The organism is Undibacterium sp. TJN19 (assembly GCF_049339485.1).
In the GTDB taxonomy this organism is placed as follows: domain Bacteria; phylum Pseudomonadota; class Gammaproteobacteria; order Burkholderiales; family Burkholderiaceae_D; genus Undibacterium.
Genome location: NZ_JBMPPL010000013.1, coordinates 126,051 through 137,978 on the forward strand (window position 1 = coordinate 126,051; position 11,928 = coordinate 137,978).

An 11,928-nucleotide genomic window follows, 5' to 3' on the forward strand; every position below is an offset into this window, starting at 1 on the left:
TTGCCTTAATTGATAGCGGGAGCGTGACCAGATTGGTCGCAATAATCCCGGGAATTGAATACTATGGTTGGCATACTTTTGATGACACATGCACCGCTGGGTTCTGCTTTTATGCAGGCTGCCGCGCATGTTTTTCGTGGCATGCCAGAACGCTTTGAAGCAATCGATGTCATCGCTGACCAGAATATCGATGAAGTCAACCGGCTTGCGCGTGAAGCTGTGCAAAGGTTGGACGATGGTTCCGGCGTGCTGGTGATCACCGATGTGATGGGCGGTACGCCATCCAATTGTTGCCGGCAACTGGGTGACCCTGACAGGGTTGCCATTATCGCCGGCATTAGTCTGCCGATGTTACTGCGGGCGATTACTTACCGCAGCGATGTACTGGATGTTGTAGTGGAAATGGCGCTGGCTGGCGGGCAAAATGGCGCAATACGTCTTGATAACCGTGTCCGCCTGTCACCGAATTAATGAATGAAAGAAAAGCATGATTCAACAAGAAATCGAAATCGTTAACAAGTTGGGTTTGCATGCACGTGCATCGGCAAAATTTACGCAAACCGCCAGTAAGTTTAAATGTGAAGTCTGGCTCACGCGCAATAACCGCCGCGTCAATGGCAAATCCATCATGGGTGTGATGATGTTGGCAGCAGGTAAAGGCAGCAAGGTATTGCTGGAAACCGAGGGCGCAGATGAACAGGCTGGTTTTGATGCCATTGTTGCCCTGATCAACGACAAGTTTGGCGAAGGCGAGTAAGTCATCCCTGGATTGACGTTTAATTTGTATCAGTTCATTTGTTCGCCATCAGTTTGTACAGAGCTGTTCTTGCGCACTTTGTATCCTATGGCCCGGCGGTGAAACAAATGGCAACATATTCTTCATTGTTGTTTTTATCTTGTTCAGTTACCTTGTCGTTCTCGAATGAGGCCTCTTTTTTTAGTATTAATTCTGTATCGATCCTGTATTGATTTTGCATTGATTCCGTATCGCTTGATATTGCTTGAAGTCAGTACATAAAAATGAAACAGGATGGCTCTCGAATAGCGTCCGAAGACAATTGCATTTTAGGGGACACAGCATGGCATCTTTTACATTGCAAGGCATCCCCGTTTCACGCGGTATTGCCATAGGGCGCGCGCATTTACTGCGACCCGCAGCGCTGGATGTACAACATTATCTGGTAGGCCAGGAGCAGGTCGAGGCCGAAGTGCAAAGACTGCAAAAAGCGATTACTCAGGTCCATAAGGAATTGCAGGCAATCTGGTCCGATCTGCCGCAAGACGCACCTACGGAACTTGGTGCCTTCATCGACGTACACGTGCTGATTTTGTCTGATCCCATGATTTCTGAAGCGCCGCTGGATATTATCCGCACACGTCATTACAACGCAGAATGGGCACTGGTCAGCCAGATCGATGAGTTGTCAGCGCAATTCGATGAAATTGAAGATGATTATCTGCGCGAACGCAAAGCTGATATTCAGCAGGTTGCTGAAAGGGTGCTCAAGGTATTGACAGGTAGCGCCAATAGCGTGCCGCGCTCGGATGGTATTGATGAGCGCACCGCAAATATGATTGTGGTCGCCAGAGACATTTCGCCAGCAGACATGATGCAATTCCGGGATGTGGCTTTTACCGGTTTTGTCACCGACGAAGGTGGGCAAAATTCGCATACAGCCATCGTCTCGCGCAGCCTGGGTATTCCGGCTGTGGTTGGCATGGGCAACGCCTCGCGCCTGATAGAGCAGGACGACTGGCTCATCATTGACAGCGATGCTGGTGTTGTTATCGTAGCGCCCACCAGCCTGGTGCTGGAGCAATATCGCGAACGGCAAGGCGTATTGCTTAAACTTAGAAAAAAACTGGCAAAGCTCAAGAAGACACCGGCGATTACACTGGACGGGGTAGAAATCACCCTGCTGGCCAATATCGAATTACCCCAAGATGCCGCACCGGCACTGGAAGCCGGTGCCAGTGGCGTAGGTTTGTTTCGCTCCGAATTTCTGTTCATGGAAAGCAGTGGACAAGAACACAAGCTACCTACCGAAACCGAGCAGTTTGATGCCTACCGTACCGCTGTATTGGGCATGAAAGGGCGACCCGTTACCATACGTACACTGGATGTGGGTGCCGATAAACCCCTGGATACCACCGAGCACAATATTTTGAATCCTGCACTGGGTTTGCGTGCTATCCGCTATTGCCTGGCTGAACCGCAATTATTTCTGACGCAACTCAGGGCAATTTTGCGTGCCTCTGCTTTCGGTCCGGTCAAGATCTTGATACCAATGATGGCGCATGGCTTTGAAATTGACCAGACCCTGGCAATGATAGAGCAGGCCAAAACCGAATTGCGCAAAGAAGGCAAGGCCTTTGATGAAGCCATCGCGGTCGGGGCGATGATAGAAATTCCTGCGGCAGCCTTATCCCTGCCCATGTTCGTCAAAAAACTGGATTTTCTGTCCATAGGCACGAATGACCTGATCCAGTACACACTGGCAATTGACCGCACCGATCATGAGGTTGCGCATCTGTATGACGATTTGCATCCGGCCATCCTGGCTTTATTGCAAATGATCATCAGTGCCGCTGAAAAAGCCGGTATCCCGGTGTCGATTTGCGGTGGTATGGCTGGCGATATCCGTCTGACGCGCTTGCTGACAGGCATGGGTTTCCGCGAATTGTCGATGCCCGCTGCCCTGCTGCCAGAAATCAAGCAAGAGATCCTCAATACCAATCTTCAAAGTGTGCAAGGGCATGTTAAAAAAATCTTGCGCAGTTACGACTCCATCGTTATCCGCGAAATTCTGGCTGCGATGGGCAGCATAACGCCGACTTTGCATTGATTGGAATGGCTTTGCTGCTGTGAGCTTGCCATGCATTGATTATTAACTGGTTTGCAAGTCTTGTGCTTTCGGTTTGACGTTAGCATCAGACTTGGTTATCCTTCATCTATTGCGCCGATTTGAAAATCAGCTTGCGGGCGCGTTTCGGAAATGATCCCGAATGATAAATACGGCTAAAGCGAGCTTGAATGCAGCTTTCCCTCCTTCACATTCAGCCCACCTTTTAGCCTTCCTGAGTTTTTTGATAACGGGTTAAATCCCGATGGAAGAGTGTATGTCGTCCTCAGCAGGATCAATAGGAATCGTTACGCCACAAGCGTTTCAATTCGATGAAGCTTTGCCTTTGCAAAACGGTACATCCATTGCTGGCTATACCCTGATGGTGGAAACCTATGGGAGCCTGAATGCAGATAAATCGAATGCCGTGTTGATTTGCCACGCCCTCAATGCCTCGCACCATGTTGCCGGTGTGTACGCTGACCAGCCCAAGAATGTAGGCTGGTGGGACAATATGGTGGGACCAGGAAAACCTGTCGATACCAACCGGTTTTTTGTCATTGGTATCAATAATCTGGGTTCTTGTTTTGGGTCGACTGGCCCCATGCACACCAACCCCGCCACCGGCAAACCGTATGGTGCAGATTTTCCGGTTGTGACGGTAGAAGACTGGGTGCAGGCACAAGTCAGGGTGGCAGATCGTCTGGGCATCACCCAGTTTGCGGCTGTCATGGGCGGCTCGCTCGGCGGCATGCAGGCATTGGCCTGGAGTATTTTATACCCGGACCGCTTGCGTCATTGCGTGGTTATTGCTTCCACACCCAAGTTGTCAGCGCAAAATATCGCCTTTAATGATGTCGCACGCCAGGCGATTTTGACTGATCCGGATTTCCATGGCGGCGATTTTTATGCGCATGGCGTCGTACCCCGGCGTGGTTTGCGGGTGGCGCGCATGATAGGGCATATTACCTATCTGTCGGATGATGACATGGCTGAAAAGTTCGGTCGCGATCTGAAAGGTGGCGACTATCAGTTTGGTTATGGCGTCGATTTTGAGATTGAGTCCTACCTGCGCTATCAGGGTGACAAGTTCTCCGATTATTTTGACGCCAATACTTATTTGTTGATCACCAAGGCGCTTGATTATTTTGATCCCGCCAGACATACGGGCGGCGATCTCGGCAAGGCACTCGCGCAGACCAAAGCCAAATTTTTGCTGGCTTCGTTTACTACCGATTGGCGTTTTTCACCTGAACGCAGCCGGGAAATTGTTAAAGCGCTGGTCAGCAATAAACGGACGGTCAGCTATGCCGAAATTGATGCCCCGCACGGACATGATGCTTTCCTGCTCGACGACTCACGCTACCTCAATCTGGTTGCTGCCTATTACCAGCGTATTGATGCCGAATTAGAGGAGGTGGCAGCATGAATTTTTCTGAACTAAGCCTGCTGCGCCCCGACCTGGCCTTCATCGCTCACTGGATCAAAACACAAGCCCAGGTGCTGGACGTCGGCTGCGGTGACGGTGTCATGCTTGATTATTTGCAGTCAGACAAACAATGTGCAGGATATGGCATAGAGATTGCTGACGACAAAGTGCTGGCCTGTGCGCAACGTGGTATCAACGTCATCCAGCAAGACATGGAAAATGGCCTCGGCATGTTTGAAGATAATGCTTTTGACACCGTCATGTGCTTGTCGTCCCTGCAAATGATGAAGCATGTTGAACCTTTATTGCGTGATATCGCCAGGGTAGGGCGCGAAGCCATCGTTTCTTTTCCCAATTTTGGTTACTGGCCGCATCGCACCGCGCTTCTGCAAGGCAAAATGCCGGTTTCCAAGTCCTTGCCTTATCAATGGTATGACACGCCGAACGTGCGTTGTGCGACGATTTATGATTTTTCTGATCTGGCCAATGAGGTCGGTCTGGAAGTCCTGGAATGTGTTGCACTGCATGAAGGTAAACCAGTCCGCTGGCTGCCTAACTGGCGTGGTAGTTTAGCTGTGTTTCGCATGCGTAAAAGGCAGGTGTAAACTTTTTCCGCCTTGCCACGTTTACTGATCTATAACAGGCTGCGTTTTTTGAAGATGAGCATCTTTAAAATTCGCAAGCTGCCATCATTTATGTTTTAGATATGACTCATCATTGAGTGTTAAAGCCGCCATGAAACTGACTTGTCTTGCTATCGTTTTTTCCAGCCTGTTTGGCTTTGCCAGCCTTGGCCATGCCAGCGACAGTGAGTCGCAAGATGGTGTCAAAGTGGGCAATATGTCCATCATGCGAAAGCTTGCACCCACCGGCGCACTGGAACAGCAGGCAGCTGCGCAATATGCGCAGACCATGCAGCAGGCACAAAACCAGCGTGCTCTGGGGCCTGCTGATAACCCACAGGTTATACGTCTGCGCGCTATTGCTGACAAAATCATTCCCCATGCCCTGAAGTGGAACGAGCGTTCAAAGCAATGGAAATGGGAAATCAACCTGATTGGTTCCAAGCAGATCAATGCCTATTGCATGCCTGGTGGCAAAATCGCGTTTTATACCGGTATCCTCGATAGCCTCAAGCTGACCGATGATGAAGTCGCCATCGTCATGGGGCATGAAATTGCCCATGCCCTGCGTGAGCATGGCGCCGAAAGGGCAGGTAAAGCCATGGCGGCCAACGTGTTTGTTCGCGGTGTTGAAATATTTGCCCATGCCAAGGGTTATGACCCCAATCTTGCAGGTGGCCTTGCGGGTGGGGCTGCCAAATTCAGCATGCTGGCATTTTCCAGGGCAGATGAGACCGAAGCCGATATCGTCGGCCTGGATATTGCGGCCCGTGCCGGTTTTGATCCACGCGCCGGTGTAACACTGTGGCAAAAAATGGGCATGGTCAACAAAGGGGCGCCACCGCAATGGCTGTCTACCCATCCGGCAGGCCCCAGCCGTATCGCTGAAATACAGCGTCATTTCCCTGAAGTCATGCCTCTATATGCGCATGCAAAAGGTGTCAGTGTGAATTCGCTGCCACCGTATCAAACCAATGTGAAGGCGATTGCACCCGTCGTATATTCGGCGAAATAGGCAAAATCCTGCTAAAAACATTATCAAAACACTAATTTGTGGCGTGATTGTGACAAACTAATGTCGCTAAAATCACTTTGTCATCATCCTTTCATAATTGGATGGGACACTCTGCAAGTTCAAAATTTTATGTGTTAGACTATTTTCACATACCAATATATCTGATTGACGGACATTTGCTTCAGCAATTGATCAAGTTAAAAGATGCCACTAGGAGATAGACGCACTGTAATAAGTCCGTCTGTTTTTTGTTTAGAAATAGCAATCGTTTGCGCCTTTTGAAATTATTTATTTTTCAGAAAAGCAATCGTTTGCGCGGTCAAAAATGACCCAGGTTATTTCTAAGGTGTCATGTAAACGCGGATGTTTGTTGTGGATTTACAACCAGTTACAAAAAAAAGCCAAAAAACTTGGCAAAAAATGAGCGGTAAAGGGGATGTCATCAAGAAGTTGCGATGGCTTGAGATGATAAACGGGGTTTTGCACTAATTTTTATTTCCATTTGTAAAATGATTCGGGAGCAGTCAATGAAACAATCAAACAAATCGTCCGCATTTCCATCGCGTTTGTCGATGGTCGCGATCGCATGCCAATTGGCAGTGCTAGGGATGTCCTCTGCCTATGCGCAAAAAACAGAAGTCAAGCAAACGGCTGAATCCAATGAGCAACCCGACGCAAATCGCGTCACCATCACCGGCAAAAAAGTCGGTATGGGCTTGATGGTGCAAGAAAATGCCCCAAAAGCACGCAGTACCATCACAGCTGAAGAGCTGGCTAAACAGCGTCCTACAGGCAATGCCTATGAAGCGTTGGAATTGATGCCAGCGGTAAATAGTTTTAACTATGACGCTACCGGTTTGTTTGGTGGTGGTTTGACACTGCGTGGTTTTAACAGCGACCAGATCGGTGCAACCATCAACGGCGTACCTGTCAATGACTCAGGCAGCTTCTCCGTATTCCCGCAAGAATTCGTCGATCAAGAGAATACCTGTACTCAATTCGTGACTCAGGGTTCTACTGATGTTGACTCCCCACAAATTGGTGCAACTGGCGGTAACTTTGGTATCGTGACTTGCGATCCAAACAAGGAAAAACGTTTCCGCGTCATGCAAACTCTGGGTGGCTTGAAACTGTCCAAGACTTACCTGCGTTACGACACTGGCCTGTGGGCTGATGGTATTTCCCGTTTCTTTATTTCTGCTTCTCATGCTCAAGCAGATAAATGGAAAGGCGAAGGCGGCGCTGACCGTAATCACATAGACACTGGTTACCGCATTGATTTCGACAAATTCAATTCCATCAATGCCATATTGTTATATAACCGTGCCATCAACCAGAACATCAGTACCTTCAATCTGGCTGATCTGGCAAAAAATGGTTATTACTATGACTATTCAACCAAATTCGCTGGTCATGTGACGCCAACCAAGGGCAAGGCGGACAATGATCCAACCGTAGCCAATGCTGATACTTACTACCAGTTGACAAAAAATCCGTTTGAAAACGCGATTTTCTCGGTTACAGGTAAATTCCGCATTAATGAAAATACCGATATTAAAGTTATCCCTTACTTCTGGTACGGTTATGGTACTGGCGGCGTGCAACAACGTCTGCAATCAGAATCCGCATTCCTGAATCCAACTACAGGCAAACTGACTGCTGGCGTTGACCTGAATGGCGACGGCGATACGCTCGACAAAGTCATTGTTGCCAACAGCAGCGTCACACGTACCAATCGTCCAGGCGTAACTGCTTCTGTCGTTCACACTATTGACAACCACCAAATCCTGGCTGGTGTCTGGTATGAACGCGCGAAACATGAACAGTTCGGCCCTATGGTTGCTGTTGATGCCAACGGCAATGCAGCTGATATCTGGTTGAGAGATGGCCGTATCACTCGCCCAGATGGTACGCCATTTCAAAGTCGTGACTGGAAAACAATCAGTACTGCTTACCAGTTCTCCTTGCAAGATACGATCAGTCTGATGGACGATAAATTGACCATCAATGTCGGACTGCGTGTTCCAACCATGAAGCGTGATTTCACAAACTATGCAAACGAAGGCTCGAATTCTGGCACGACATATAACATAGAACGCACTTATACCAAGGTGTTGCCACAGTTGGGTGCCCGCTATCAGATCGATAACAATAACCAGATCTTCGCCAGCCTGGCTCGCAATATGAAGGTGCCGCCGAATTTTGTTTATTCGACATCAAACAACGTTAAAATTAACCCAGATGGTTCTCTGACTTATGCAGAAGTACCTCCAGAAACATCTTACAACTTCGACTTGGGCTATCGCCTCCAAAGCGACAAGCTGACTGCATCGGCAACGGTTTACAATGTCAATTTTACGAATCGTCAGGCAACTGCTTTTGACCCGATCACAACCTTGAGCTCTGTAGTTAACGTTGGTACAGTAAAAACCAAGGGCTTTGAAATTGAAATGGGTAATACCCCAGTCAATGGCTGGTCTTTCTATGGTTCTGTAGGTTATGCGAAGAGCGAAATTCAGGACGACCTGCAAGTTGCAAAAGGCGTATATATTCCAACAGGTGGCAAGGCAATGACTTTGACGCCAGAATGGAAAGCCGGCCTGAGCGCTCAGTATGAAACAGGATCCTGGTACACACGTCTGAAAATGAAGTACACAGGTGGACAGTTTGCCACCATGACGAATGATGAATTTATACCTAGTTACACTTTGCTGGGTTTTGATGCTGGTTATCAATTCCCGAACACCGGCTGGATGAAAAAACCAACAATTCGTTTGAGTGTTAGCAATATCACCAATGAAAAGTATCGTAATCCGTCCAGTTTCAACATCACTAATGCAACAGCCTATCCAGGTGCTCCTGCCAAAGGTGTGTTCTACTACCTGGGTGCACCACGCTTTACTTCGGTCACTTTCCAAGCAGATTTCTAATCTGATAGTATGACGTGGTGAAGCAGAATCTCACCACACAGACTTGATACTGGCCTGCAACAAGAACACTTGTTGCAGGCCTTATTCTTTTTAAATTAAGAATACTTTCTATGCAAAAGTTAACATTAATCAGCGCATCCATTGCAGCCTTATTGCTGGCCGCTTGTGCGAGTACCGATACAGCGAACAAGGCGGCAACGACGGACATCACCATCTTCAGCATCAATGATTTCCACGGTAACCTGCAAGCCGATTCGCCGGTTCCCTATCTCGCCAGCAAGACGGATGCGTCCGACCCCAGCAAGAAAATCTCCATCCCTGCCGGCGGCTATGCTTATTTGAGCAGCAAGCTCAATGAGCGACGCAAGGCGGTGAGCAACAGCATTCTGGTCGGGGCTGGCGATTTGATCGGTGCCTCGCCTATGGGTGCTGCGCTGATGAAGGATGAGCCGGTCATTGAGGCCATGAACCGCCTGAACCTGTCGGCAAGCGCCATTGGCAACCATGAATTTGACAATGGCACGGTAGCCCTGATGCGCAAGCTCAAGGGGGAATGCCCGGCAGGTGGTTGTGCCTATGCAGAATTCCATGGCGCACGCTTCGATTATCTGGCTGCCAATGTATTTGAAAACGATAGCAAGACACCGTGGCTGGCACCTTATGTCATACGTCAGGTTGGCGACGTGAAAGTAGGTTTCATTGGTGCCGTCACTTCGGATGTGCCGAATCTGGTTGCGGGTGATGCAGTCAGGCATTTGCGCTTTGAAGATGAGGCAAGCGCGATTAACCGCTATGTACCAGAACTGCAAAAGCAGGGCGTCGCTGCCATCGTGGTCTTGATACATGAAGGTGGGATTTACAAGGGCGAAGAAACCGATCCGACTTATCGTTGCGAAGGCTTGCACGGTCCTATCATAGAAATCAGCAAGAAACTGGATAAGGCCATCAGTCTCGTGGTGTCAGGTCACTCGCACCAGGGCTATACTTGCAAAATCGACGGCAGGCTGGTCGTGCAGGGACGCAGTTACGGTTCCTTCCTGACTGAATCCACCCTGACCATAGACCGCGCCAGCAACACCGTGATCAAGGCCGTGGCGGTCAATCACCTGATTGATCAGCAGCAGATCAAGCCTGACCCGGTTGCACTGCAACTGGTTGACCAGGTTGACAAGCAGACGGCAGGCTTGCGCCAGCGTCCTATCGTCAGTCTGAATAGCGCTTTGCTACGTAATAGCGAAAAAGGCTTTTTTGACAGCAGCCTGGGTAATGTCATCGCTGACGCACAATTGCATTTTGCCCAGCATATGGGTGGTGGTGCCGATGTGTCTTTCATGAATGCCGGTGGCATACGCAGTGATGTGCCATCTGGCAAACCACAAGGCCAGGTCGCAGTCAGCTATGGTGATTTGTATGCGGCACAGCCCTTTGGCAATACCATCGTCCGCATGAAATTAAGCGGTGCCCAGATCCTCACCCTGTTGCAACAGCAGTGGCTGAACCGGTCTGACGATGATCCGAAAAAGCTCTATGTTTCCCATGGGTTCAGTTATAGCTGGGATCCGAAAGCGGCAATTGAACAACGTGTGCAGCAGGTAAAAATCAAGGGCAAGTCGCTGGACATGAATCAGCAATACCTGGTCGTGGTCAATAATTTCCTGGCCGAAGGAGGCGATGGTTTTGTGGTCTTGAAACAGGGAACAGACAAAGAAGTCCTTGGGCGTGATCTGGAAGCGTTTGAATCCTATGTCAACGAACAGGGCAGCAAACTCACGGAAGTAAAGCGCGACCGCGTTACCCGTATGGGGGAAACCAGCAGCAAGCCCTAGGCAAAAGTATTTTTCACATGAAACCCGGCGTTGCGTTTGCAGCGCCGGGCATTTTAAAACTTATCTGTAATGGATAATCAAAGGCGCATGGTCTGAAAAGCGTTGCTCTTTATAGATCGATGCCGTATGGGCCTTCTTTCCTATGCCACCAGTAGCGACATGATAGTCGATGCGCCAGCCAACGTTATTCGCCCAGGCCTGGCCGCGATTGCTCCACCAGGTGTAAGCATCGCCCGTGGTTTCTGGATGCAGGTGGCGATACACGTCTACCCAGCCCTGCTCATCAAACAGACGTGTCATCCAGGCGCGTTCTTCAGGCAAAAAGCCGGAATTTTTCTGGTTACTCTTCCAGTTCTTCAGATCAATTTCCTTGTGGGCGATGTTCCAGTCGCCACAAATAATGATTTCGCGGCCTTCGGCGATCAATTGCTGCAGGTGAGGGTAGAAAAGCTCCATGAAGCGGAACTTGGCTTCCTGGCGTTCTGGTGATGATGATCCTGAAGGACAATAAACAGATATCACCGACAGTTTACCGAAGTCACAGCGTACATAACGACCCTCGGCATCAAATTCAGAGCTGCCGAAGCCTATATAGACGGCATCCGGTTCTTTTTTGCTATACACACCTACACCGGAATAGCCCTTTTTCTCGGCATAGTGGAAATGGCCGTGATAGGCATGAGGATTGAGGAAGTCTGGCGTCATGTCGGCTTCCTGGGCTTTTAACTCCTGTACACAGACAACGTCAGGTGCTTCTTTTTGCATCCACTCAAAAAAGCCCTTTTTAGCAGCAGAACGTATGCCATTCAGGTTGGCAGAAATGATCTTGGTCATGGTCAGCATCTTGTCAGATAGTAAGTGAAAAAGCATACCAGATGCCGGGCATTCTTGTGAACTTAGTAAAGAGCCTGTCAGCGATGGTTTATACTGGCGGCCTGTTCGCTCAAGCTTCCCAAGCTTTTATACCTATGAATGAAGAGCAATTGCGCGCGGAGCTGGATGCCGTATACGCCAGTTCCTCATGGAAAATTACTGCACCTTTGCGGTATGTTGTCCTTTTGTTGAAAAGCGATGGCTGGCAAAGAATGTCATCTGATCTGCATGCGCTGATGAAAAAATTGCAGAGAGCCCCAGCGCTGCCTCCGGCTGAGCCTGCTGAAATCCGCGTTGACCGCCTTAACGCGGAAGGCAAAAGAATACTCGGTGAATTACAGAGCCGCGTTAAAAACAATCAACACCTGGATTTCTGATCAATTCTCACT

Annotated in this window: 10 protein-coding genes; 9 read left to right on the top strand and 1 reads right to left on the bottom strand. The window is 49.2% G+C overall.

Annotated features, from left to right (window positions below):
• Nucleotides 1-63 precede the first annotated feature (63 nt).
• The 8 genes from ACO0LH_RS25290 to ACO0LH_RS25325 all read left to right on the top strand — a co-directional run bounded on the left by ACO0LH_RS25290 (nucleotide 64) and on the right by ACO0LH_RS25325 (nucleotide 10,666).
• Complete coding sequence (locus ACO0LH_RS25290) at nucleotides 64-471, top strand: PTS sugar transporter subunit IIA (protein WP_422943916.1); 408 nt, start codon at nucleotides 64-66, stop codon at nucleotides 469-471.
• A 16-nt stretch (nucleotides 472-487) separates the two neighbouring features.
• On the top strand, nucleotides 488-757 hold the full coding sequence (locus ACO0LH_RS25295; protein ID WP_422943917.1) for an HPr family phosphocarrier protein: 270 nt from the start codon (nucleotides 488-490) through the stop codon (nucleotides 755-757).
• A gap of 322 nt (nucleotides 758-1,079) precedes the next feature.
• Nucleotides 1,080-2,846, top strand: coding sequence for a phosphoenolpyruvate--protein phosphotransferase (ptsP, locus tag ACO0LH_RS25300; protein WP_422943918.1), 1,767 nt, complete (start codon nucleotides 1,080-1,082; stop codon nucleotides 2,844-2,846).
• A gap of 274 nt (nucleotides 2,847-3,120) precedes the next feature.
• On the top strand, nucleotides 3,121-4,272 hold the full coding sequence (gene metX, locus ACO0LH_RS25305) for a homoserine O-succinyltransferase MetX (RefSeq protein ID WP_422943919.1): 1,152 nt from the start codon (nucleotides 3,121-3,123) through the stop codon (nucleotides 4,270-4,272).
• Entirely contained in the window at nucleotides 4,269-4,877 is a 609-nt protein-coding gene (gene metW / locus ACO0LH_RS25310; protein ID WP_422943920.1) for a methionine biosynthesis protein MetW, read from the top strand. Before metX ends, metW begins: the two co-directional genes overlap by 4 nt.
• 130 nt (nucleotides 4,878-5,007) lie before the next feature.
• Nucleotides 5,008-5,910, top strand: a complete 903-nt coding sequence (locus ACO0LH_RS25315; RefSeq protein ID WP_422943921.1) for a M48 family metallopeptidase — start codon at nucleotides 5,008-5,010, stop codon at nucleotides 5,908-5,910.
• 527 nt (nucleotides 5,911-6,437) lie between these two features.
• Nucleotides 6,438-8,840 (top strand): TonB-dependent receptor, encoded by a 2,403-nt coding sequence (locus tag ACO0LH_RS25320; protein ID WP_422943922.1) that lies wholly within the window; start codon nucleotides 6,438-6,440, stop codon nucleotides 8,838-8,840.
• A gap of 110 nt (nucleotides 8,841-8,950) precedes the next feature.
• The gene (locus ACO0LH_RS25325) at nucleotides 8,951-10,666 is read left to right on the top strand and encodes a bifunctional metallophosphatase/5'-nucleotidase (protein WP_422943923.1); all 1,716 of its coding nucleotides are present in this window, start codon (nucleotides 8,951-8,953) and stop codon (nucleotides 10,664-10,666) included.
• 60 nt (nucleotides 10,667-10,726) lie between these two features.
• Here ACO0LH_RS25325 and ACO0LH_RS25330 read toward each other — a convergent pair whose 3' ends face one another.
• Nucleotides 10,727-11,500: an exodeoxyribonuclease III gene (locus tag ACO0LH_RS25330; RefSeq protein ID WP_422943924.1), complete on the bottom strand. Its 774-nt coding sequence runs from the start codon at nucleotides 11,498-11,500 to the stop codon at nucleotides 10,727-10,729.
• A 56-nt stretch (nucleotides 11,501-11,556) separates the two neighbouring features.
• On the opposite strand from ACO0LH_RS25330, the gene ACO0LH_RS25335 reads away from it, so the two are divergent.
• Nucleotides 11,557-11,916: a hypothetical protein gene (locus ACO0LH_RS25335; RefSeq protein ID WP_422943925.1), complete on the top strand. Its 360-nt coding sequence runs from the start codon at nucleotides 11,557-11,559 to the stop codon at nucleotides 11,914-11,916.
• Nucleotides 11,917-11,928 lie beyond the last annotated feature (12 nt).

What these genes read in the sequence shown, in the direction of transcription:
- ACO0LH_RS25325 (WP_422943923.1), top strand. Translation starts at nt 8,951, where the DNA reads ATGCAAAAGTTAACATTAATCAGCGCATCCATTGCAGCCTTATTGCTG.
- ptsP (WP_422943918.1), top strand. Translation starts at nt 1,080, where the DNA reads ATGGCATCTTTTACATTGCAAGGCATCCCCGTTTCACGCGGTATTGCC.
- ACO0LH_RS25315 (WP_422943921.1), top strand. Translation starts at nt 5,008, where the DNA reads ATGAAACTGACTTGTCTTGCTATCGTTTTTTCCAGCCTGTTTGGCTTT.
- ACO0LH_RS25330 (WP_422943924.1), bottom strand. Translation starts at nt 11,500, where the DNA reads ATGACCAAGATCATTTCTGCCAACCTGAATGGCATACGTTCTGCTGCT.
- metX (WP_422943919.1), top strand. Translation starts at nt 3,121, where the DNA reads ATGTCGTCCTCAGCAGGATCAATAGGAATCGTTACGCCACAAGCGTTT.
- metW (WP_422943920.1), top strand. Translation starts at nt 4,269, where the DNA reads ATGAATTTTTCTGAACTAAGCCTGCTGCGCCCCGACCTGGCCTTCATC.
- ACO0LH_RS25290 (WP_422943916.1), top strand. Translation starts at nt 64, where the DNA reads ATGGTTGGCATACTTTTGATGACACATGCACCGCTGGGTTCTGCTTTT.
- ACO0LH_RS25320 (WP_422943922.1), top strand. Translation starts at nt 6,438, where the DNA reads ATGAAACAATCAAACAAATCGTCCGCATTTCCATCGCGTTTGTCGATG.
- ACO0LH_RS25295 (WP_422943917.1), top strand. Translation starts at nt 488, where the DNA reads ATGATTCAACAAGAAATCGAAATCGTTAACAAGTTGGGTTTGCATGCA.